Origin of the sequence: uncultured Streptomyces sp. (genome assembly GCF_947488945.1) — a bacterium.
Taxonomy (GTDB): Bacteria; Actinomycetota; Actinomycetes; order Streptomycetales; family Streptomycetaceae; genus Streptomyces.
In genome coordinates this window covers 23,533-45,467 of record NZ_CANLBS010000003.1, presented here as the reverse complement: position 1 = coordinate 45,467, position 21,935 = coordinate 23,533, and the positions used below count along the sequence as shown (strand labels likewise).

The 21,935-nt window shown below is 73.5% G+C and carries 16 protein-coding genes, 4 tRNA genes, 1 other RNA gene and 1 pseudogene; 12 read left to right on the top strand and 10 right to left on the bottom strand.

The window, feature by feature from the left end; translation table 11 throughout:
• Positions 1-468: 468 nt before the first annotated feature.
• Positions 469-1,458 (bottom strand): phosphorothioated DNA-binding restriction endonuclease, encoded by a 990-nt coding sequence (locus tag Q0994_RS04600; protein ID WP_299529348.1) that lies wholly within the window; start codon positions 1,456-1,458, stop codon positions 469-471.
• 104 nt (positions 1,459-1,562) lie between these two features.
• Here Q0994_RS04600 and Q0994_RS04595 point away from each other — a divergent pair.
• A pseudogene (locus tag Q0994_RS04595) lies at positions 1,563-2,126 on the top strand (hypothetical protein).
• A 120-nt stretch (positions 2,127-2,246) separates the two neighbouring features.
• Here Q0994_RS04595 and Q0994_RS04590 read toward each other — a convergent pair.
• Positions 2,247-2,334, bottom strand: a tRNA-Ser gene (locus Q0994_RS04590).
• Between the two features lie 154 nt (positions 2,335-2,488).
• Here Q0994_RS04590 and ffs point away from each other — a divergent pair.
• The 6 genes from ffs to Q0994_RS04560 all read left to right on the top strand — a co-directional run bounded on the left by ffs (position 2,489) and on the right by Q0994_RS04560 (position 12,063).
• Positions 2,489-2,583, top strand: an RNA gene (ffs, locus tag Q0994_RS04585) — signal recognition particle sRNA small type.
• A gap of 331 nt (positions 2,584-2,914) precedes the next feature.
• Positions 2,915-5,182: a DNA polymerase III subunit gamma and tau gene (locus tag Q0994_RS04580; RefSeq protein ID WP_299529346.1), complete on the top strand. Its 2,268-nt coding sequence runs from the start codon at positions 2,915-2,917 to the stop codon at positions 5,180-5,182.
• 303 nt (positions 5,183-5,485) lie between these two features.
• The gene (purD, locus tag Q0994_RS04575; protein ID WP_299529344.1) at positions 5,486-6,754 is read left to right on the top strand and encodes a phosphoribosylamine--glycine ligase; all 1,269 of its coding nucleotides are present in this window, start codon (positions 5,486-5,488) and stop codon (positions 6,752-6,754) included.
• Positions 6,755-7,228: 474 nt separating this feature from the next.
• The gene (locus tag Q0994_RS04570; RefSeq protein WP_299529342.1) at positions 7,229-9,118 is read left to right on the top strand and encodes a hypothetical protein; all 1,890 of its coding nucleotides are present in this window, start codon (positions 7,229-7,231) and stop codon (positions 9,116-9,118) included.
• 403 nt (positions 9,119-9,521) lie between these two features.
• Positions 9,522-10,985 (top strand): N,N-dimethylformamidase beta subunit family domain-containing protein, encoded by a 1,464-nt coding sequence (locus Q0994_RS04565; RefSeq protein WP_299529340.1) that lies wholly within the window; start codon positions 9,522-9,524, stop codon positions 10,983-10,985.
• Between the two features lie 163 nt (positions 10,986-11,148).
• Complete coding sequence (locus Q0994_RS04560; RefSeq protein ID WP_299529338.1) at positions 11,149-12,063, top strand: phosphoribosylaminoimidazolesuccinocarboxamide synthase; 915 nt, start codon at positions 11,149-11,151, stop codon at positions 12,061-12,063.
• A gap of 106 nt (positions 12,064-12,169) precedes the next feature.
• On the opposite strand, the gene Q0994_RS04555 is transcribed toward Q0994_RS04560, so the two are convergent.
• The 8 genes from Q0994_RS04555 to Q0994_RS04520 all read right to left on the bottom strand — a co-directional run bounded on the left by Q0994_RS04555 (position 12,170) and on the right by Q0994_RS04520 (position 16,925).
• Positions 12,170-12,242: transfer RNA gene (locus Q0994_RS04555), tRNA-Gly, on the bottom strand.
• Between the two features lie 22 nt (positions 12,243-12,264).
• Positions 12,265-12,888, bottom strand: a complete 624-nt coding sequence (locus tag Q0994_RS04550) for a response regulator transcription factor (protein WP_299529336.1) — start codon at positions 12,886-12,888, stop codon at positions 12,265-12,267.
• Positions 12,885-14,186, bottom strand: a complete 1,302-nt coding sequence (locus Q0994_RS04545; RefSeq protein WP_299529334.1) for a sensor histidine kinase — start codon at positions 14,184-14,186, stop codon at positions 12,885-12,887. The genes Q0994_RS04550 and Q0994_RS04545 overlap by 4 nt, the downstream gene beginning before the upstream one ends.
• Positions 14,187-14,257: 71 nt before the next feature.
• The gene (locus tag Q0994_RS04540; RefSeq protein ID WP_299529332.1) at positions 14,258-15,073 is read right to left on the bottom strand and encodes an ABC transporter permease; all 816 of its coding nucleotides are present in this window, start codon (positions 15,071-15,073) and stop codon (positions 14,258-14,260) included.
• A complete protein-coding gene (locus tag Q0994_RS04535) occupies positions 15,070-16,077 on the bottom strand; it encodes an ABC transporter ATP-binding protein (RefSeq protein WP_299529330.1) in 1,008 nt (335 codons plus the stop codon). The genes Q0994_RS04540 and Q0994_RS04535 overlap by 4 nt, the downstream gene beginning before the upstream one ends.
• A 144-nt stretch (positions 16,078-16,221) precedes the next feature.
• Positions 16,222-16,294, bottom strand: a tRNA-Gly gene (locus Q0994_RS04530).
• 79 nt (positions 16,295-16,373) lie between these two features.
• A tRNA-Gly gene (locus tag Q0994_RS04525) sits at positions 16,374-16,445 on the bottom strand.
• Positions 16,446-16,589: 144 nt separating this feature from the next.
• Entirely contained in the window at positions 16,590-16,925 is a 336-nt protein-coding gene (locus Q0994_RS04520; protein WP_299529328.1) for an Lsr2 family protein, read from the bottom strand.
• A gap of 377 nt (positions 16,926-17,302) precedes the next feature.
• On the opposite strand from Q0994_RS04520, the gene purS reads away from it, so the two are divergent.
• The 5 genes from purS (at position 17,303) to Q0994_RS04495 (ending at position 21,931) form a co-directional block, all read left to right on the top strand.
• Positions 17,303-17,563 carry a phosphoribosylformylglycinamidine synthase subunit PurS gene (purS, locus tag Q0994_RS04515; RefSeq protein ID WP_299529326.1) on the top strand — a complete coding sequence of 87 codons (261 nt, stop codon included), beginning with the start codon at positions 17,303-17,305 and terminating at the stop codon, positions 17,561-17,563.
• Complete coding sequence (gene purQ / locus Q0994_RS04510; protein WP_299529323.1) at positions 17,560-18,240, top strand: phosphoribosylformylglycinamidine synthase subunit PurQ; 681 nt, start codon at positions 17,560-17,562, stop codon at positions 18,238-18,240. Before purS ends, purQ begins: the two co-directional genes overlap by 4 nt.
• The gene (purL, locus tag Q0994_RS04505; protein WP_299529321.1) at positions 18,237-20,486 is read left to right on the top strand and encodes a phosphoribosylformylglycinamidine synthase subunit PurL; all 2,250 of its coding nucleotides are present in this window, start codon (positions 18,237-18,239) and stop codon (positions 20,484-20,486) included. Before purQ ends, purL begins: the two co-directional genes overlap by 4 nt.
• 104 nt (positions 20,487-20,590) lie before the next feature.
• Positions 20,591-21,379: a sterol carrier family protein gene (locus Q0994_RS04500; protein ID WP_299529320.1), complete on the top strand. Its 789-nt coding sequence runs from the start codon at positions 20,591-20,593 to the stop codon at positions 21,377-21,379.
• A gap of 66 nt (positions 21,380-21,445) precedes the next feature.
• Positions 21,446-21,931, top strand: a complete 486-nt coding sequence (locus Q0994_RS04495; protein WP_299529318.1) for an META domain-containing protein — start codon at positions 21,446-21,448, stop codon at positions 21,929-21,931.
• The last annotated feature ends 4 nt before the right edge of the window (positions 21,932-21,935 follow it).

Genomic DNA, 21,935 nt, shown 5'->3' with positions numbered 1-21,935 from the left:
TTTCCGCACCACTCGTACGCACCCGGTTGATACGGGTTCGACCCCCACGGTTCCCGAAGGGTTGTACCAGGCGTGTCGTTGGAAGGCCCCGCAAGGGGTGAGGGGAGAGGACAAGGTGATGCCGGCGTCGACGGCACGGGGTGTGCGAGCGCCATGCGTCCTTCGAGCGACGCGAGGCAGGCGGACTCCATGGCGGTGGGCGGCGGGACACATCGTCGATGCGGCGCCTACGGCCGAGCTGCGCGGGTTCATGGGGAACCTCCCTGATCCATCGGGAAAACCGGCTGCCCCGGCTCTCTCCGTCCTCGTCATCGTGGCCGCTGGATTGCGCCCGGCGGCTCCCCCGCGCGAGGGATCGTGATCCTCGCTCGGGGGAGCGCGGACACGGTGCGCTCCCTCGAGCGAGGGAGTGCACGACGGGCGTGCGGCCCTTGGCCGGGGATCGCGTGCCGCCCGCCGCCCGACCCGTCAGCGCGTAGTGGTGCGTGCTGCTCCCGGGGCAGGGGCAGGGGCGGGTGCGGGGACAGTGGCAGGGCCGGGAGCAGGGGCGGCCGACGGCGAAGCAGGGCGCGGACCGCCGCGGAAGACCTGCCCGGTGTGCCAGGAGCGGTGGGCCGGTGCGACCGGGCGGGCACCCGACTGCGGCCCTATGACGGGACGGCCGGCGAGCGCGACGACCTGGTCACGAGCGGTGGCGCTGTGGCCGACGAAGCTCTGCGAGACGATGATGCGGTGGGCACCGTCCTCGGCCGCGCCCAGACCCAGCACACCCTTGTCGAACAGCTTGCGGTGCAGTGAGCACAGGCACAGTCCGTTCTCCACGACGTCCGGCCCGTCGAAGGCCCACCAGCGCACATGGGCGGCCTCGAGCCCGACCGGTACGAGGCCGATGCTGCCGTCGTAACCGCAGAAGGCGCACCGGTACTCGTACGCCGTGAGCACCGCTTCGCGCATCCGCCGGTTTCGCTGCCTGCGCTTCGTGGCGGCGGGCGGCACTTCCGTGCCGTCCGGCTCCAGGCCGACGGCGTCGCACAACTCGGCGTGGAGTGAGGGCGGAAAGTTCAGGTCGAGGAGTACCCGTGCCATGCGGCCGAGCAGAGACGGCTCTCGCCGCAGGGCCGCCCGCAAGTCCGGGGCCAGCCGCCCGGCGGCACGGGTCTCGCGCAGTTGCCCGAGCTTTGTCCCCGGGCTGCCGGGGCCGCGGTCGGTCCGTACCTCCCACACCCCGTCGCTCACCAGGTGATGGAACGGGTAAGCGGGTGTCGTCGGGTTGCCGGGACCGTATTCGGCGAGCAGCCGCCGCAGGTCCCCCTCCACCGCGCTGTAGAGCAACTCACCGTCCGCGTCGTGCCGGAAGCGGCCCAGCGCGTACAGGAACAGCAATGGCTTGTGCGGGGCGCGCACACCGCCTCGTGCCCACTGCCTCAGCCCAGCCGTGCGTTCCACCCACTCGTCCATGAACGGCGAGCGTAGTGGTGGGGTGGCAATGGACCGCCGGGCACGTGGCCGAACGTTCTCCCTCCCGATGAACGAGCGTGGTCCGTCCGTCTTCCAGAAAGGAACTGCCGTGGACACCCTCGCTGGCACCCGTTGCTGCCAGCGTTGCCGCAGCCCTGCGCAGGCTCTACTTCCTGCGGTTTTGCCTTCGCCGCGGTGTGGGCCGCTCTGCTGTTCTCTGCGGTCGGCGGGCTGAGCCCGCTCAGGGTCGTTCTGCTGGCGGTCTATCCGCTGTTCGACGTCGCCTGCGCGGTCGTCGACACCGGTCCGCCCGGGTGCACGGCCAAGCGGTACGGGGTCTGTACGTGAATGTCGTGCTCATCGGCCTCACCACCATCGGCCTCACCGTCGACGCCGGCTCGGGCGTCCCGGCGGTTCTCCGGGTCCGGGGCGTGTGGGCGGTGACCGCCGGCCTCGTCCCACTCGTGGTCGGTGCGAACCGCCGCCGACTCGGCGGGCCGTGGGCGATGATCGCCAGCGGTGCCATCTACACGCTCGCCGGCGCCTCGTTCCTCGCTTAGGCGGGCGGGGACGGCCCTTTCCTGAACGACCTGGCCGGCTATGCCTTCCTCGGCGGCGTCTTCTTCCTGTTCTCCGCCCTTCGTCTGGGACGCGCCCGCGCTGCGTGACGCCGGGTGTTGCCGACGCTCGCCCGCCTGACGCGCGGTCGACCCGAACGGAACCCGTTAACGTCGAAGGGCCCCACCGCAAGCGGTGGGGCCCTTCGACGTATTGCCCGGTGAGAGCAATGGCGGAGGATACGAGATTCGAACTCGTGAGGGGTTGCCCCCAACACGCTTTCCAAGCGTGCGCCCTAGGCCACTAGGCGAATCCTCCGCCGCAAACAATACAAGACGTTGAGGGGTGCTCGCGAACACGTTCGCCGGAGATCGTCCCGGACGGATGCCCAGGTGGATCCCAGGTGGATCCGTGGGCGGTTCCGGGGCCGGGCGGGTGGACCTGGAGGGGTGGGGATCCGCTAAGGTGGGCGTCAGCCCCTCACGTGGCGCTATCTGACTGAACTCCCCCAGGGCCGGAAGGCAGCAAGGGTAGGTTGGCTCTGGCGGGTGCGTGGGGGGCCCTTTGCGTTCCGTGCCCTGTGCGGCACGGCGTCTGCGGTCCTGCGGCCACCGGCCCTGGCCCGTTTTCCGGCGTGCCGAGGGCGCGCGGACAAGGCAAGAGGCAGGGCGTCGCCGCTTTCCTACGCGGACGAGCCTGCACCGCCGGAGAGCGGCCCGGAGGGTCATCGCCCACCCTCCCCTCGATGTGACCCGTCTCTCATTTTTCCCTCCGCGCCCGCGCCGTCCCGGCCTCCGGCCGCTGCCGGCCCGCGACGCGGTGTGCCGGCGGGCGGGGATCCGGGCCGGGCGGCTCGGTGCGGGGCCGGTTGTCGGTCCGCCCCGATAACCTCGTAACTGTGTCGTCCCTTGCGCTGTACCGCCGCTACCGCCCCGAGTCGTTCGCCGAGGTCATCGGTCAGGAGCATGTCACTGACCCGCTCCAGCAGGCCCTGCGGAACAACCGGGTCAATCACGCGTACCTGTTCAGCGGGCCGCGCGGTTGCGGCAAGACGACCAGTGCCCGCATCCTCGCCCGCTGTCTCAACTGCGAGCAGGGCCCGACGCCGACCCCCTGCGGGACGTGCCAGTCCTGCCAGGACCTCGCGCGCAACGGCCCGGGTTCCATCGACGTCATCGAGATCGACGCCGCCTCGCACGGTGGTGTGGACGACGCCCGTGACCTGCGCGAGAAGGCCTTCTTCGGCCCCGCGTCCAGCCGGTACAAGATCTACATCATCGACGAGGCGCACATGGTCACCCCGGCAGGGTTCAACGCCCTGCTGAAGGTGGTCGAGGAGCCCCCGGAGCACCTCAAGTTCATCTTCGCCACGACCGAGCCCGAGAAGGTCATCGGGACCATCCGGTCGCGTACGCACCACTACCCGTTCCGGCTGGTGCCGCCCGGGACGCTGCGTTCGTACCTCGCAGACGTCTGCGACCGGGAGAACAGCGCCGTCGAGGACGGGGTGCTGCCCCTGGTCGTGCGCGCCGGCGCCGGGTCCGTGCGTGACTCGATGTCCGTCATGGACCAGCTGCTGGCCGGCGCGGACGACGACGGCGTGACGTACGCGATGGCCACGTCGCTGCTCGGCTACACCGACGGCTCCCTGCTCGACTCCATGGTGGAGGCCTTCGCCGCGGGTGACGGCGCCGCGGCCTTCGAGGTCGTGGACCGGGTCATCGAGGGCGGCAACGACCCCCGCCGGTTCGTCGCCGACCTGCTGGAGCGCCTCCGCGACCTGGTGATCCTGGCCGCCGTTCCGGACGCCGCCGACAAGGGACTCATCGACGCCCCCGCCGACGTCGTCGAGCGGATGCAGGCCCAGGCATCCGTCTTCGGCGCCGCCGAGCTGAGCCGTGCCGCCGACCTGACCAACCAGGGACTCACCGAGATGCGCGGCGCGACCTCCCCGCGCCTCCAGGTCGAGCTGATCTGCGCGCGGGTGCTGCTGCCCGCCGCCTTCGACGACGAGCGTTCGTTCCAGGCCCGGCTCGACAAGCTGGAACGCGGTGCGTCCTTCGCGGCCGCCGGCGCCGGCCCCGCCCTGGGTTACGTTCCCGGCCCCGAGGCCCACGCTCCGGCGCAGCCGCCCGCGAGGCCGGCCGCCGCCGTCCCGGCCGAGGAGCCCGTGGGTGGCCCGGCCGCGGCCCGTGTCGCCGCACGCGGCGAGGCCCCGTCCGCCCCCGCCGCCCCGTACGCACCTCCGCAGGCTCCGTACACAGCTCCCCCGGCCGCTCCCGTCCAGGCCCCCGCCCCCGTGCAGCAGCAACCGGCCCCGCAGGCGCCGGCCGAGGCCCCCGCAGCCCAGCGGCCCGGCGCCTGGCCCACCGTGGCCGGGGGGGACCAGGCGCGCCGGCCCGGCGGCTGGCCCACCGCGTCCGCGCCCGGCAGCGGCCCCGCCCGGCCCGCCGCCGAACCTGCTCCCGCCCGGCCCGCACCCCAGCCGGCCGCACCCGTGGCCCCCCAGGGTGGCCAGGACATGAGCCAGGGCGCCGGCCAGGTGCGCGCGATGTGGCCCGACATCTTGGAGGCGGTGAAGGACCGCCGCCGGTTCACCTGGATCCTGCTCAGCCAGAACGCCGCGGTCACCGGCTTCGACGGGGCAACGCTCCAGCTCGGCTTCCTCAACGCCGGGGCCCGCGACACCTTCTCCAGCAGCGGCAGCGAGGAGGTGCTGCGGCAGGCGCTGGCCGAGCGCTTCAACGCCCAGTGGCGCGTCGAGGCCATCGTCGACCCGTCGGGCGGCGGCGGCGCGCCCCCGCAGAGCGGCGGTCGTCCCGGCGGCGGCCCGCCCGCCCCCTCCTACCAGCCGCCCGCTCCGGCTCCGGCCCCTCAGGCGTACGAGCCCCGGCCCGCCCAGCCGCCGGCCCCCCAGCAGCCGGAACCCCCGCAGGCGCAGGAGTCGCACGGACACGGCGGCCCCGACCAGGGGCAGGGGTACCAGGCCCAGCAGCACCCCTCCCCGCAGCATTCGGCCCCCGAGCCGCCGCGCCACCAGGTCGCGCCCGAGGACGACACCCCCGAGGCGGACGACCCCGACCTCGTCGACTCGGCGCTCTCCGGGCACGAGCTGATCGTCCGGGAGCTCGGCGCCACCGTCGTGGAGGAGTTCAGCAACGAATGACGGCGGCCGGGCCGGTACGAGCCCCATGACATGACATGACATGACGTGCCCCGGCCCACCGCCCCGTCCCTGCCGGAGACCGCCGTCCCCACCCCGTCCCCGTCCCCACCCCGGACCCCCCTGGCCCCGGACCCGTCCCCACCCCGGCCCCCGCCGGCCCCGGACCCGCCCCGCCCCCCTCGCACCGTCCCGTCGCCCGGAACCACCCGCCCCTCCCGGAGGCCGCCCCCGGACCCGCCCCCGCGCCGTCCACGGACCGGAGCCCGTCGAGGGCGTCGGTCCCCGGCGGTTAGGCTGCACACCGTGAAGGTCCTCGTCATCGGCGGCGGCGCCCGCGAACACGCCCTGTGCCGCTCTCTGTCCCTCGACCCCGACGTCACCGCTCTGTACTGCGCCCCCGGCAACGCCGGGATCGCGGAGGTGGCCGAACTGCGTCCGGTCGACGCGCTCGACGGTGCTGCCGTCGCGCGCCTCGCCACCGAACTGGACGCCGGACTGGTGGTCGTCGGCCCGGAGGCGCCGCTGGTCGCCGGTGTAGCCGACGCCGTGCGCGCGGCCGGCATCCCCTGCTTCGGCCCGTCCGGCGAGGCCGCCCGGCTCGAAGGCTCCAAGGCGTTCGCCAAGGACGTCATGGCCGGCGCCGGTGTGCCGACCGCCCGCAGCTACGTCTGCACCACCGCCGAGGAGATCGACGCCGCCCTCGACGCGTTCGGCGCTCCGTACGTCGTCAAGGACGACGGGCTCGCGGCGGGCAAGGGGGTCGTCGTCACCGACGATCTCGCCCTGGCCCGTGCCCATGCGCTGGCCTGCGACCGGGTGGTCATCGAGGAGTTCCTCGACGGCCCCGAGGTCAGTCTCTTCGCGGTCACCGACGGCACCACCGTGGTGCCGCTCCAGCCCGCCCAGGACTTCAAGCGCGCCCTCGACGGCGACGAGGGCCCGAACACCGGAGGCATGGGCGCCTACTCGCCCCTGCCGTGGGCGGACCCGAAGCTGGTGGACGAGGTGCTGGAGACGGTTCTCCAGCCGACGGTCGATGAGCTCCGCCGCCGTGGCACCCCCTTCTCCGGGCTGCTCTACGCGGGCCTCGCGATCACCTCGCGCGGCGTGCGGGTCATCGAGTTCAACGCCCGCTTCGGCGACCCCGAGACCCAGGTGGTGCTGGCTCGGCTCAAGACCCCGCTGGCGGGTCTGCTGCTGGCCTCCGCCAACGGCACGCTCGATGTCCTGCCGCCGCTGAACTGGCTGGACGACGCCGCCGTCACCGTGGTGATCGCCTCGCACAACTATCCCGACACCCCGCGCACCGGCGACCGGATCGACGGTCTCGCGGACGTGGCGTCCCAGGACGCCCCGCACGCCTACGTCCTCCACGCGGGCACGAAGAACGACGGCGACGCCGTGGTCAGCGCCGGCGGCCGGGTGCTGTCCGTGACGGCCACCGGCAAGAACCTCACCAAGGCCCGCGAGCGCGCCTACGCCGCCCTGGGCCGGATCCGGCTCGACGGCGCCCAGCACCGTACGGACATCGCCCGCAAGGCGGCGGACGACGCGGACTCCGCCGGGAACTGACCCCCGGCGCCAGCAGCGCCGGGTGACACCCGCGGCGCCGCGTTCCGGTGGCCGCCGCCCACCGCCCGAGACCGGCGGCGGCCACCGGCGGCCCCACGCGGCCGGCGCCGACGGCACGGTGCCCACGAACACCCGGGTCGCGACGGACGCGACCACGAGGAGGGCGGCCGGGGGAGCGCCCGGGCCGTCCTCCTCGTCCCCGCCGAACGAGCCGGATACGCCGGAGCGCGCGGCCCTCGTGCGCCCTGTGCGCCGGGGGTGATGGCCATGCGCGCCCGCGTGTCAGCAGCTTTGCCCAAAGCCATTCCATCGGGTGACGACTAGGCCATCCGGATGACGTGTGCCGGAGCCCCAACTAGGGTGCGTCGCAGGGTTTCCGGCACATGGCCCACCGGCATTGCGATGTCGGTGGCGGGTGCCACAGTGGGGGAGTGACCAACACCGTCGCGGGGGCAGAGGGGGTGACGTCCGGCTGTGTCTTCCACCGACGCAGGTGAGGATCTGGGGACACGGGCCGCACGGGCCCGCGCCCTCGCGCTGCTACGCGTCCGGGGTACCGCCTCGGCCGTCGCCGTCGCGCCCGCGGCGGTCGCCGTCGTGCTCGCGGCCGCGGTCGCGCAGGGACATCTCCGCGGCAGCGGCTGGACGCTCGCGTGCTGGATCGCCGCGGGTGTCTCGCTCGTCGTGCTGCTGGTGTCGGCCGGGGTCGCCCGCGCCGTCGCACGGGCCCGGCCCGCGGTCAGCCCCACCGTCCCGGTGACCGAGGGATCCGCCCCCGATCTCTACCGGCTGGTCCGTGACCTGGCGGTGCGGCTGGACGTCCCGGCGCCCTCGGCCATAGAGCTGACACCGGACTGCGACAGCTGGCTGGAGGACCGTACGCACACCGCCCTGGCGGCGGAGCGGACCGGGGCGGGCTCCGGTCCGCCGGCCCCGGCGCACAGGCGCGGCGGCGAGAACGCCCCCGTCCTGGTGATCGGCTCCCCGTTTTTGTGGTGGATGCGGGTGGCCGAGCTGCGGGCCGTGCTGGCCCCGGTCGTCGCCGGTACGGCCCCCGCGGCGCACCCCGACATAGCCGCCGCCCGGCGGTTCGTCCGTGGCCTGGACGGCGCGGTGGCGGACGCCTCGGCCCCGGGCGCGGGCCGGCTGCGCGGGGCGGGGCGGGTGTTCGTCGGCCGGATCGCCCGGTTGCTGCTGCGCGGCTGCCGGGGGCACGCCGCCGAGATGGAGCGCTGTGTCGCGCTCGCCTCGTCGATGCGGGCCCAGGGCGTGGACTACGGCCTGCGGATCGCCGCCCAGGAGCAGATCGGTCTCGTCTACGCCGGCTGGGACCGGTTGTTGACCAGGGTCGCGCTGCCCGCCTGGCGGATGGGCCGCTGGCCCGCCCGGCTGGACGCCGGGGTCGTCTCCGCGCTCACCGAGCTGTCCCGGCGCGACCGCCTCGCCGAGGGGTTCGCCTCGCGGCTCGACGAGCGGCCCGCCTGCGACCTGCTGGACGAACCCGGCGCGGCCGACGAGGCGGCGTCGCTGCTGGCCGCCCGGCTCTTCCACGGCGGCCCCGCGGGGACCGGCCCGGACTGGTCGCCGGTCGACTGGCAGGAGTATCCGCAGGAGGTCGTGGACCGCAAGTGGCGCACGGAGGCCGCCCGGCTGCACCGGGTGATGGACTCCATGGGGGTTCGGCCGGCGGCGGACGCCGACGCGGGCACGCCGACCCTGGCACGTGTCATCGAGCATCTGTCCGGCCCCGACGGCGGCGGCGAGGATCTCGCCGCGTGCATCGGCGCCGCCGTGGCGCGGGAGGAGGCGGAACCCCTGCGGGCCCGCGCGCAGCCCGCCCGGGTGAGCGCCGCCCCGGCGGACTCCGGGAGCGGGTCCACCGACGCCCGGTCCGCGGCCGGAGCGCTGCCGTCCGGGCCTGCGCCCACCTCGCCCGCGCCCACCCCGTCCGCCTCCGCGCCGCCCGACCGGGGCGGGCCGTCCGCCGGGTCCCGCCCGGCGCTCCCGGGGACCGCGCCCCCGTCCGCTCCACCGGCCGGACGGGGTCAGCGGGCCGCCGCGGACCCGCTGGACCTCTGGGGTCCGGGCGAGCTGCCGCTCTTCCCGCTCCAGCCGCCCCGTACGGGCACCGAGCTGCTGGTGGACCACGTGGCGGCCATGGTCTGCTGCGCCGCGGTGGACACGGCCGGTGCGCGGCCCGGTCTCGACTGGCTGGACGGTCCCGCCCTGCTGGTGGACGGAACCCGGAAATCGGACCTCGGCGCCCCGGTGCTGAGCCTGGTCGAGGACGGCGACGCGGAGCCTCTGCGCTCCTGGCTGGCCGAGCTGGGCATCCGCTCCGACCGCCCCGTACGCCTGGGCTGACCGCCCGCCCGCACGCTTCGGCCGGCCGCGGCCCGCCCTCTGCACGCCGTTCGCGGACGCCGGTGCTGATGCCGGTCGCGGACACCGGTCGCGCGCGCCCCGGGGCAGTGGCTCCGGCAGCCCCGTGTTTCGCGTCGTATACGGAACGCGGCGGGCGCCCCGGCGGCGGGGTGCCGGGGGCGGCGGCGAACTGACCGCCGGGGAGGCGGAGTTGCCGTCGCCGGGGGGTGCGCCACGCGGTGGTCCGGTGGTCCGTTCGTGGGGGCAACACCCGGAAAGTCAGGTTCCGTTCGGATCGATCCGCGACGAACGGTGACGAAGTGCATGCTTTATGTGATGTGCTGGGAACCGGCGCCGACACCGGGCGCACACAGGTGTACGGGGGATCGAGGGAGGGGGCGTCATGGGGGCGGAACACATTCGGCGGTGGGAATCGGGTGCCCTCGCGCACGCGGTGAGCGATCCCTTCGGCCAGGGGCCGCTGCCCTGGCTGCGCGGCAGCGAGAAGTACTTCGACGACACCGGGCAGATGGTCCCCTGGTACGCCGACCCCGACCTCGGCCGGGGCGGAGCCGGCGGCGGCACCCGTCCCGCCGACGACGTGCGGCTCCAGATCAAGGGCTTCGCCTCGCCCGGAGCGGCCGCGCCCGGTGAGGCGATCGACTTCCACATCACCGTGAACCCGCCCCAGCAGTTCTCCGTGGACGTCTACCGGATCGGGCACTACGGCGGCGACGGAGCCTCCAAGATCACCACGAGCCCCCGGCTCCAGGGGATCGTGCAGCCCGCCCCGCTCACCGTCGACCGCACGGTCTCCTGCCACCACTGGTGGCTCTCCTGGCGGCTCCAGATCCCCAGTCTCTGGTCGGTCGGCGCCTACGTCGCGGTGCTGACCACCGCGGACGGGCACCGCTCGCACGTGCCGTTCACGGTTCGCGACGACCATCCCGCCGACCTGCTGCTCCTGCTCCCCGACGTCACCTGGCAGGCGTACAACGTCTACCCCGAGGACGGCAGGACCGGCGCCAGCCTCTACCACGCGTGGGACGAGGAAGGGCGGCTGCTCGGCGAGGAGGACGCGGCGCACACCATCTCCTTCGACCGGCCGTACGCCGGCGCGGGGCTTCCGCTGCACGTGGGCCACGCCTACGACTTCATCCGCTGGGCCGAGCGGTACGGCTACGGCCTCGCCTACGCCGACGCCCGCGACCTGCACGCCGGGCGGGTGGACACCAGCCGGTACCGCGGGCTGGTCTTTCCCGGCCACGACGAGTACTGGTCGCCGCCCATGCGGCGGGAGGCGGAGCGCGCCCGCGACACCGGGACCTCCCTCGTCTTCCTCTCCGCCAACACCATGTACTGGCAGGTGGGGCTCTCCCCCTCGGCCTCCGGCGTGGGCGACCGCCTGCTCACCTGCCGCAAGCGGCGCGGGCCGGGCAAGCCGGTGCTGTGGCGGGAGATCGACCGGCCCGAGCAGCAACTGCTCGGCATCCAGTACGCGGGCCGGGTCCCCGAGCCGTCCCCGCTCGTCGTGCGCAACGCCGACCACTGGCTCTGGCGGTCCACCGGCGCGTCGGAGGGCGACGAGATCGACGGCCTGGTCGCGGGCGAGGCGGACCGCTACTTCCCCCGTACCGCGCTGCCCGAGCACGACAGCCGCATCCTGCTGGCCCATTCGCCCTACGAGGACTCCGAGGGCGCCCGGCGCCACCAGGAGACCTCGCTCTACCAGGCGCCCTCCGGAGCCCTCGTCTTCGCCTCCGGCACCTTCGCCTGGTCCCCGGCGCTGGACCGCCCCGGCCACGTGGATCCGCGCATCCAGCGCGCCACGGCCAATCTCCTCGACCGGATCTGCAAGGGCGGCTGACGGCCGCCGCGCCGCGCCCGGCGACGGCACGAACCCGCTTCCGGGGCCCCGGAAGGCCGTGCCCCGCGCCGACGCCGCACGTCCGGACCGGCCCCGAGCCGCGCCGCCGCGTCGCGTACGGGACAATCGGAACGACTCCTGGATCAACCTACGCGGAGGCAGCGTGTCCGGTTTCGTAGAAAAGCCCGAGCCCGTGCAGGTGCCGGGCCTCACCCACCTGCACACCGGGAAGGTGCGTGAGCTGTACCGGAGCGAGGACGGCGACCTCGTGATGGTCGCCAGCGACCGCATCTCCGCGTACGACTGGGTGCTGCCCACCGAGATCCCCGACAAGGGGCGGGTGCTCACGCAGCTCTCCCTGTGGTGGTTCGACCAGCTCGCGGACCTCGTCCCGCACCACGTCCTGTCCACCGAGGTCCCGGCCGGCGCCCCCGCCGACTGGGAGGGGCGGACGCTGGTCTGCCGGTCGCTGCGGATGGCGCCCGTCGAGTGCGTCGCGCGCGGCTACCTCACCGGCTCGGGGCTGCTGGAGTACAACGAGTCCCGCACGGTCTGCGGCCTCGCCCTCCCCGAAGGACTGGTGGACGGCTCCGAGCTGCCCTCCCCGATCTTCACCCCGGCCACCAAGGCCGCCGTCGGCGACCACGACGAGAACGTCAGCTACGAGCACGTCGCCCGTGAGCTCGGCGCGGAGACGGCGGCGCTGCTGCGCCGCACGACCCTCGACGTCTACGGCCGTGCCCGGGACATCGCGCGCGAGCGCGGCATCATCCTCGCGGACACCAAGTTCGAGCTGGGCTTCGCGACCGCCGAGGACGGTACCGAGGAACTCATCCTCGGCGACGAGGTGCTGACCCCCGACTCCTCCCGCTTCTGGCCCGCCTCCTCCTGGGAGCCGGGGCACGCCCAGCCGTCGTACGACAAGCAGTTCGTGCGCGACTGGCTGACCTCGCCCGCGTCCGGCTGGGACCGCGCGAGCGAGACGCCCCCGCCGCCGCTGCCGCAGAAGATCGTCGACGCGACGCGCGCCAAGTACATCGAGGCGTACGAGCAGCTGACCGGCCTGAGTTGGTCGTAACACCCGGCCCGGCCCGCCGCGCGTCCTCCGGGGCGCGGGGCGGGCCGGGCGGGTGTCCCGGAGACACGAAGAAGGCCCCGGTCCTGAGGACCGGGGCCTTTCGCCGAGCGGACGACCAGGTTCGAACTGGCGACCTCAACCTTGGCAAGGTTGCGCTCTACCAACTGAGCTACGTCCGCGAGCGCCGAAGCGCGATGCTTACTATACCCAACCCCGCTCCCGGGCGAAACGCACTGCCGCGTGACGGTTCTCCGCACCGAGCTTCGACACGGCCGACGACAGGTAGTTCCGGACCGTTCCGGGCGAGAGAGCGGCGCGCTCCGCGATCTCCGCGACCGGGGCGCCGTCCGCCGCCAGTTCCAATACCTCGGCCTCGCGGGCGGTCAGCGGCGAGTCGCCGGCGGAGATCGCGTCGGCTGCCAACTCGGGATCCACGTAACGGTTTCCGGCGTGCACGGTACGGATGATGTCGGCGAGTGCGCGGGCGCTCACGGTCTTCGGGGCGAACCCCCGCACCCCTGCCGCGAGGGCCCGCTTGAGGTGGCCGGGCCGGCCGTGGCTCGTCACGATCAGGGTGCGGCAGTCCGGCAGTTGGGCCCGCAGGGATGTGGCGACCGTCACACCGTCGGCGCCGGGCATCTGCAGGTCCAGCACCGCGACGTCCGGCCGGTGGGCCAGAGCCATGGCCAGCGCCTCCGGCCCGCTCGCGGCCTCCGCGACCACCACGAAGTCCTCCTCCAGCCGCAGCAGTGCGGCCAGCGCGCCCCGGATCAGGTGCTCGTCGTCGGCGAGCAGGATGCGTACGGGCGGCGGGGCCGCGGTCATCTTTCCTCCAGTGCGGCGGGCCGGGCGGCCCGCAAGTGCGGCGACGCTCCCGGGGGGATCGGCACCGTCGCGGTGAGCCGGAAGAGCCCGCCGGCCTCCGGGCCGGCCGTCAGGGAGCCGTCCAGGACGGCGAGCCGCTCCCGCAGGCCGGCGAGCCCGGAACCGGTCCCCGCAGCCGTGTCTCCGGCGCCCGGAGCCGTTCGCGAGTCCGCCCCGTCGTTCTCCACGACCAGCGTCGCGCGGTCCTCGCGCACCGCCAGCCGGATCGTGCACCGGCGCGGGTCCCCGTGCCGCAGCACGTTGGTCGCCGCCTCGCGCACCACCCAGCCGAGCGCCGACTGCGCGGGCGCCGGCAGCCGGGCGCTCTCCGCGCCGTCGCCCACGACCGTGCAGGCGATCCCGGCGGCCTCCAGCACCCCCCGGGCACCCGCGAACTCGGCAGCCAGATCGGCCTCCCGGTACCCGCGTACGACCTCCCGCACCTCCTGCTGGGAGGTACGGGCGATGCGCTGCACCTCGACCATCTGGTCGACCGCGTCCGGCGAACCCCGGCGGGCCAGCTCGGCCGCGAGCTCGGACTTGAGCGCGATCACCGACAGGTTCCGGCCCAGCACGTCGTGCATGTCACGGCCGAACCGCAGCCGCTCCTCCGCCACCGCCAGCCGGGCCTGCATGTCCCGCGCCTCCTCCGCCTGCCACATCACCGACAGGCTCCAGACGCTCGGCCGGGTCGAGACGAGCACCAGCAGGGTGGTGACCACCAGCGCGACGACCGCCCCGAACAGCAGCCCGGCCGGCACCCCCACGGCCGCCAGCAGCGCCACGACGGCGGCCCCGTAGGCGGCGGCGCGCAGCAGGTACGTCCGGACCGGGACGAGCATGGCGTACGGGAGGGCGAAGGCCATGGGCAGGTCCAGCACCAGCAGCACCAGGTCCCGGCCCGCCACGCCGTCCACCGCCGCCACGGCCACCAGCAGGCCGGTGGACACCGCCTGGAGCGCGGCCGGCGCCCGCAGCCGCCGCGGGGGGAACGGCGCCGTCCCCCGGTAGTGGTCGATGGCGGGCGCCAGATTGCGGCAGCCCAGCACGCACTGAGCGACGTTGACCACGAGGAACGCGGCGCCGAGGACCGTCGCCGCGGATCCCTGGCGCAGGGCGCCGATCAGCGGCAGCAGGCCCCAGGAAGCGGCGAAGCACCAGATGACCGAGTAGAACGTCACCCGCGTGTAGAGGTCGATGCGTGCGAGCTTGCTGCGCTCGTGCCAGCCGCGCCGCCAGCCCCGGACCCTGCCGATCACCGCCGTCCGCCCCTTCCCGTCGTCTCCGCCGCGCAGGCGCGGTACGGCCGGAGCCGTTGCGGACCCGCCGTTCACCCGCGCGGGTCCCAGCGGAACCACCGTCGCACAGCGAACACCCCGAAGGCGGTCCAGGCCAGCCCGGTCACCCCGGCCGTGACCAGTTCGCCGCCGGCGACCCCGCCGAGCCAGCCGTGCCGGACCAGGGTCATCACACCCGTCATCGGCAGCAGCTCCAGTACGGAGGCCAGCCTGTCCGGGAACACCGCCAGCGGGACGAAGATGCCGGAGCCGAAGAGCGAGACGAAGAACAGCGGCAGGGTGGTGAGCTGGGAGCTCTGCACCGTCCGGGTGAGCACGGCGGTGGCCGCCGCCAGGGCGGACATCAGCACGAAGCCCAGCAGCAGGCCGGCGACGAGCAGGTCGGGGCGGTGCGGGGCGCTCAGGTCGAAGGCGATCGCCCCGGCCACCACCAGCACCACGCACTGGGCGAGCGCCAGGGCGACGGACGGCAGCGCGGTGCCGAGGAGGATCTCCCGGTCGGAGATCTCGCCGGTGCGCAGCCGCTTCAGGACCAGCTCCTCGCGCCGGGCGACGTAGGCGGAGACCAGGTTCATGTAGACGACCTGCACCAGCACCATGCCGATGCCGCCGGTCAGGGTGGCGCCCGCGACGGTGAGCCCGGTGCCGCCCAGGTCGAGCTGATCGAGCGAGGACCGCATCGCGAAGATCATCACGAGCGGCAGCAGCAGGGCCACCACGATCGCGGTCCGGTTGCGCACCAGCAGGATCAGCTCGGCACGGCCGAGGGCGGTCAGCCGCCGGGCCGCGGCGGCGGCGGGGCCGGGGGCGGGCGTCCGGTCGCGGACGGGGGTGGTCGTGCCGGTCATGCCGTCACCTTCTTCGTGCCGCCGGAGCGGGTGGAGCGGCCCGGGACCTGACGCGGGTCCTGGTCCCCGGTCGCGTGCCGGGCCTTCGCGATGTCGAGGAAGGCCTCTTCCAGGGAGGCGGAGCGGGCGTCGAGGCCGTGCAGTGTGACTCCTGACTCCCGCGCCCAGTCGAGGAGTTGGTGCAGCGCATCCTGCAGGGCCGGGGTGCGGATCTCGACCCGCGGCCCCTCGGCCGCCGCCCGGAGCGACAGCGGGAGCAGGGCCGCCGGCACGGACTCGGGCAGCGTGAACCTGATCCGGGCCGGCTGACGCGCGGTCACCTCGGCGATGGTGCCGCTCGTCACGATCTTCCCCCCGTGCATGATCGCCAGCCGGTCCGCGAGAGCTTCCGCCTCCTCCAGGTAGTGCGTGGTCAGCAGCACCGTCGTGCCGCCGTCCCGCAGCGCCCGGACGAGCTCCCAGGTCTCCTGCCTGCCCTCGGCGTCCAACCCGGTGGTCGGCTCGTCGAGGAAGAGCACCTCCGGCCGGGAGGTCAGGGCCAATGCCAGGTCGAGGCGGCGCTTCTCGCCGCCGGAGAGCTGCTTGACCCGCACGTCCGTCCGGCCGGTCATGCCGACCATCTCCAGGGCCTCGGCGGCGGGGCGCGCGCCGGTGGTGCACTCCGACCACATCCGCACGGTCTCCCGCACCGTGAGGTCGGAGGGGAAGCCGCCTTCCTGGAGCATCACCCCGGTGCGGGGGCGGACGGCGGCCCGTTCGCGGTAGGGGTCGTGCCCGAGGACGCGGACCGTGCCACCGGTCGGCGGCGCCAGCCCCTCCAGGAGTTCCACGGTGGAGGTCTTTCCCGCGCCGTTCGTCCCGAGCAGGGCGAACAGTTCGCCGCGGGCCACGGAGAACGAGATCCCGGACACGGCCTCGAAGCCGCCGGCATACCGGCGCCGCACTTCGTGTGCCTCGATCACGGGACCGTTCGCGCGGTCGCTGAGCATGTCGTCGCTGGTCATGCTCACAGGCTTCCGCCGGATCCGGCCCGTCGGCAGTGCGCGCTGTCATCACTGCACATGACAAACGTCATGGATGGCCGCGGTGCGGAAACGGCCGGGCGCACGACGAAGGCCCCGACTGTGAGGTCGGGGCCTTCGATGCTGAGCGGACGACCAGGTTCGAACTGGCGACCTCAACCTTGGCAAGGTTGCGCTCTACCAACTGAGCTACGTCCGCAGTGCTGCCGCTCGGCTTTCACCGGGCGGTGCGAGCATCACTCTACCCGATCCACCGGAGTGGCCGGAAAGCGATGCAGAGCGGGTGACAGGGATCGCACACTGCGCCTTCCCCCTGGAAGGGGGATGTTCTACTACTGAACTACACCCGCACGCTGCCCGGGACCAGAACCTTTCGGCCTTGCCCCTCGGCGTGCTCCAGACTCTAGCCGACCTGCGGGGGTGTCGCGCAAGTCGGCTCCCCGCGGGCGTCCGGCGCGGGGGTCGCGCACCGGCCGCCCGCGGATGACGCGGCGTCAGTCGGACGCCTGGAACGCCTCGTAGACCCTCTTGGGGATCCTGCCGCGGGCCGGCACGTCCATCTGGTGCGAGCGGGCCCAGGCGCGCACGGCCGCCGGGTCCGGCGCGACGGACGTGTGGCGGTAGGAGGCCGGGGTCCTGCCCTGCCGGGCCGCCGCGGACTGCTTGCGCCCGGCCGCGACGTAGGGGGCCAGGGCCTTGCGCAGTTTCTTCGCGTTGACCGGGCTGAGGTCGATCTCGTACGACTTCCCGTCGAGGGCGAAGGAGACCGTTTCCGCCGCTTCTCCCCCGTCGATGTCGTCGGAGAGCGTGACCACTACGCGCTGAGCCACGGATATCGGTCCTTTCCTGCTGCGTCCGCACCCGGGTGTGCGACGCGACCGGCCTTCCGGCGGTATAAAGCGGACGAGGAGCGCCCGGCAGCGGGCTGTTCCCGTTTACCGGGCAATAGTGCATTCCCTCGTAATCATTTGTACAGCGGTGCTGCTGAATTGTGAAGCCCGATCAATTGTTTCGCGTGTCCGCGTGCAATCCGGCGGAGATTTTTTCCAGGACTTTTCCTAGGGGATCTGGCGCTCGATATCACGGCATGATCCGGCCCCGCGGGATATCTACCCGCGTAGAATTTTTGGCCAGGTAGGCTGATGACACTCGCGGAGGTCTGGGGAACCGCCGGAGACACAGCCGCACCACACCATCGGGAGTGCCAGTGGCACGCGTCGTAGTCGACGTCATGCTCAAGCCGGAGATCCTCGACCCGCAGGGACAGGCGGTGCAGCGCGCACTGCCCCGTCTCGGCTTCGAGGGAATCGCCGACGTACGTCAGGGAAAGCGTTTCGAGCTGGAGGTCGAAGGGCCGGTCGACGATGCCGCCCTCGCCCGCATTCAGGAACTCGCCGAGACCTTCCTGGCCAACACCGTCATCGAGGACTTCGTCGTGAAGGTAGAGCCGCAGGAGGCCGCGAAGTGACCGCTCGTATCGGCGTGGTCACCTTTCCCGGCACCCTCGACGACCAGGACGCCCTGCGCGCCGTGCGCGTCGCCGGCGCGGAGCCGGTCCCGCTCTGGCACCGCGACAAGAACCTGCACCAGGTCGACGCGGTCGTCCTCGCGGGCGGCTTCAGCTACGGCGACTACCTGCGGGCCGGGGCCATCTCCCGCTTCTCGCCGGTGATGGAGCCCCTCATCGAGCAGGCGAAGGACGGCATGCCCGTCCTCGGCATCTGCAACGGATTCCAGATCCTGACCGAGGCGCACCTGCTGCCCGGCGCGATGCTGCGCAACAATCACCTGCACTTCGTCTGCCGTGACCAGGCGCTGCGGGTGGAGAACGCCGAGACGCTCTGGACCTCCGACTACGCCGCGGGCCAGGAGATCTCCGTACCGCTGAAGAACATGGACGGCCGGTACACCGCCGACGAGCGCACGCTCGACGAGCTGGAGGCCGAGGGCCGGGTCGCGTTCCGCTACGTCGGCGGCAACCCGAACGGCTCGCTCCGCGACATCGCCGGCATCACCAACGCGGCGGGCAACGTCGTCGGTCTGATGCCGCACCCCGAGCACGCGGTCGAGCCGCTCATCGGCACCGGGCGCACCGACGGTCTCGGTTTCTTCACCTCGATCCTCAAGAAGCTGGTCAACGCATGAGCCTGGACACGGTCGAGCACGCGGCCAAGACCCCGGACGTCGGACAGCCCTGGAAGGAACTCGGCCTCAAGGAGGACGAGTACGCCCGCATCCGCGAGATCCTGGGCCGCCGTCCCACCGGCGCCGAGCTCGCCATGTACTCCGTGATGTGGTCCGAGCACTGCTCCTACAAGAGCAGCAAGGTCCACCTCAAGCAGTTCGGCGAGAAGGTCCCCGAGAACGACGCGATGCTCGTCGGGATCGGCGAGAACGCCGGCGTCGTCGACGTCGGCCAGGGCTACGCGGTCACCTTCAAGGTCGAGTCGCACAACCACCCGTCGTACATCGAGCCCTACCAGGGCGCGGCCACCGGCGTCGGCGGCATCGTCCGCGACATCCTCGCGATGGGCGCCCGCCCGGTCGCGGTCGTGGACCCGCTGCGCTTCGGCGCGGCCGACCACCCCGACACCAAGCGGGTCCTGCCGGGCGTCGTCGCGGGCATCGGCGGCTACGGCAACTGCCTGGGGCTGCCGAACATCGGCGGCGAGGTCGTCTTCGACGCCTGCTACCAGGGCAACCCGCTGGTCAACGCCGGCTGCATCGGCGTGATGAAGCACGAGGACATCCACCTCGCGCAGGCGTCCGGCCCCGGCAACAAGGTCATCCTGTACGGCGCCCGCACCGGCGGCGACGGCATCGGCGGCGTCTCGGTCCTCGCGTCCGAGACCTTCGAGTCCACCGGCCCCGCCAAGCGCCCCGCGGTGCAGGTCGGCGACCCGTTCCAGGAGAAGCTCCTCATCGAGTGCACCCTGGAGATCTTCAAGGAGAAGCTCGTCGCGGGCATCCAGGACCTCGGCGGCGCCGGGCTCTCCTGCGCCACGTCCGAGCTGGCGTCCGCCGGTTCCGGCGGCATGCGCGTCGAGCTGGACACCGTGCCGCTGCGCGACTCCTCCCTCTCGCCCGAGGAAATCCTCATGAGCGAGTCGCAGGAGCGCATGTGCGCGATCGTCGAGCCGCAGCACGTCGACCGCTTCCTGGAGATCTGCGAGAAGTGGGACGTCATCGCCACCGTCATCGGTGAGGTGACGGAGGGCTCGCAGCTGGAGATCTTCTGGCACGGCGAGCAGATCGTGGACGTTCCGCCGCGGTCCGTCGCCCACGAGGGCCCGACATACCACCGCCCGTTCGCCCGGCCCTCGTGGCAGGACGCCCTCCAGGCCGACGACGCCGGCAAGCTGGCCCGCCCGGCGAATGCCGCCGAGCTGCGCGAGCAGGTCCTGCGGCTCGTCTCGTCGCCCAACCAGGCCTCCAAGTCCTGGATCACCGACCAGTACGACCGCTTCGTGCAGGGCAACACCGTGCTGGCGATGCCCGAGGACGCCGGCATCGTCCGCATCGACGAGGAGACCAACCTCGGCGTGGCGATGGCGACCGACGGCAACGGCCGGTACGCCAAGCTCGACCCGTACACCGGTGCGCAGCTCGCGCTGGCGGAGGCGTACCGCAACGTCGCCGCCACCGGCGCCAAGCCGCTCGCCATCTCCGACTGCCTCAACTTCGGTTCGCCCGAGGACCCGGACGTCATGTGGCAGTTCGCCGAGGCCACCCGCGGTCTCGCGGACGGCTGCCTGGAGCTGGGCACCCCGGTCACCGGCGGCAACGTCTCGCTCTACAACCAGACCGGCGACACGGCGATCCACCCGACGCCGGTCGTGGCCGTGCTCGGTGTGATCGACGACGTCACCCGGCGCACGCCGGTCGCCTTCGCGGAAGAGGGCCAGCTCCTCTACCTGCTGGGCGACACGCACGAGGAGTTCGGCGGCTCGGCCTGGTCCGAGGTCGTCCACCAGCACCTCGGCGGGCTGCCGCCCAAGGTCGACCTGGGCCGCGAGAAGCTGCTCGGCGAGATCCTGATCTCGGCGTCGCGCGACGGCATGGTCGACGCGGCGCACGACCTGTCCGACGGCGGTCTGATCCAGGCGGTCACCGAGTCCTGCCTCCGCGGCGGGAAGGGCGCCCGGCTGGTCGTGCCGGACGGCCTGGACGCGTTCACGTTCCTCTTCTCCGAGTCGGCGGGACGCGCGGTCGTCTCGGTGCCGCGCAGCGAGGAGCTCCGCTTCAACGACATGTGCGGCGCGCGCGGTCTGCCCGTCGCCCGCATCGGTGTCGTCGACGGTGACGCCGTCGAGGTCCAGGGCGAGTTCAGCATCCCGCTGACCGAGCTGCGGACGGCGCACGAGGCCACCATCCCGGCGCTGCTCGCCTGAGCCGCACCACGGTCGTGACCACGGGCCCCCGCCGGAACACCGGCGGGGGCCCGTTCGTCGTACGCGCTCCCCGACGCGCGGCTCCGCCCCGTAGGCTCGCCGTCATGCCGACGCAGTCCCGCAAGCGCGCCCGCCGCTACGACCCCGACCGCACCCGCACCGCCCTGACCGCCGAGTCCGCCCGGGTCCGCGAGGCCGTACGGGCCCTGACCCCGGACCGGCTCGACGCCCCGGCGCGGCCGGCCGGCCGGACCGTGCGGGACGTGGCCGTCCACCTGGCGGGGGTGCTCGGGCGGACCGCGGACCTGGTGGCGGAGCCGGCGCCGCCCGGCGTGCGGGCGTCACTGGCCCTGGTCCAGTGGCCGTTCCTCGTGCCGGAACCGGTGGACCGGGCCCCCGCCGACGCCGTCGCCGCCGACCTCGACGCGCTGTTCGCCGAGGGGGCGGCCCGGTTCGACGCCCTGGTGGCGCCGGCCCCCGGCGACCGGTTGGTGCCGGTCGGCGGATCGACGATGCGGCTGGACGACTTCCTGGTCACGCGCGTCGCGGAACTCGTCCTGTGCGCCGACGACCTGCACGCCGCGACCGGTGAGGACGGCGGCCACGACCGGCAGGCGCTTGCCGCCGCGACCCGGCTGTTCGCCGACGCGCTGGCGGAGAAGGCGCCGGGCGGCTCGGTCGAGGTGCGGGTGCCGCCGTACGCGGTGGTCCAGTGCGTCGGCGGACCCAAGCACACCCGGGGCACCCCGCCCAACGTCGTGGAGACCGACCCGCTGACCTGGCTGCGACTGGCCACCGGGCGGACCACCTGGGCGGACGCGCTGGAAGCCGCCCGCGTCGGCGCGAGCGGCGAACGGGCCGACCTCTCCGCTCTGCTGCCGCTGAACGGCTGAACGTCACCGGCGCCGGGGAACCGGATCACCCCCGCGGTCCGTCACAGCCGTATGTACGGACACCGTGTGACCCTCAGTCTCCTGGCCCTCCTCGCCCTCACCGCCTGCGGCGGGCGGACCGGCTCCGGAGGGACCGGCGCCGACGACGGGGGCGGTTCGCCCGGGACCGGCGCGCCCCTGACCGGCACCGTCTGGAAGGTGACCGGCCTGCTCTCCGGCGAGACCCCCCGCGCCCGGGCGCTGCCGACGGGCAGCGAGGGCCGGGCGGATCTCACCTTCGGCGAGGACGGGACGGTGCACGGCAGCCTCGGCTGCAACACCTTCCGGGGGGAGGCGACGATCGCCGGCACGACCGTCACCCTCGGCCCGCTCGCCACCACCCGCAAGCTCTGTCCCGGCCCCCGGACGGAGCTGGAACGCGCCCTGACCGCGGTGCTCCGGGGCGAGCTGTCCTACGCCGTCGAGGACCGCGGCCTCTCCCTCACCGCGCGCGGGGGCGCGGGGGTGAGGGCGACGGCCGTGGACGGCGACGGCACCCCCGCCCCGGAGTGAGCGG

Coding starts and splice junctions, on each gene's coding strand:
- Q0994_RS04600 (WP_299529348.1), bottom strand. CDS start 1,458: ATGGACGAGTGGGTGGAACGCACGGCTGGGCTGAGGCAGTGGGCACGA.
- Q0994_RS04565 (WP_299529340.1), top strand. CDS start 9,522: ATGGGGGCGGAACACATTCGGCGGTGGGAATCGGGTGCCCTCGCGCAC.
- Q0994_RS04550 (WP_299529336.1), bottom strand. CDS start 12,888: ATGACCGCGGCCCCGCCGCCCGTACGCATCCTGCTCGCCGACGACGAG.
- Q0994_RS04540 (WP_299529332.1), bottom strand. CDS start 15,073: ATGACCGGCACGACCACCCCCGTCCGCGACCGGACGCCCGCCCCCGGC.
- Q0994_RS04535 (WP_299529330.1), bottom strand. CDS start 16,077: ATGACCAGCGACGACATGCTCAGCGACCGCGCGAACGGTCCCGTGATC.
- purL (WP_299529321.1), top strand. CDS start 18,237: ATGAGCCTGGACACGGTCGAGCACGCGGCCAAGACCCCGGACGTCGGA.
- Q0994_RS04500 (WP_299529320.1), top strand. CDS start 20,591: ATGCCGACGCAGTCCCGCAAGCGCGCCCGCCGCTACGACCCCGACCGC.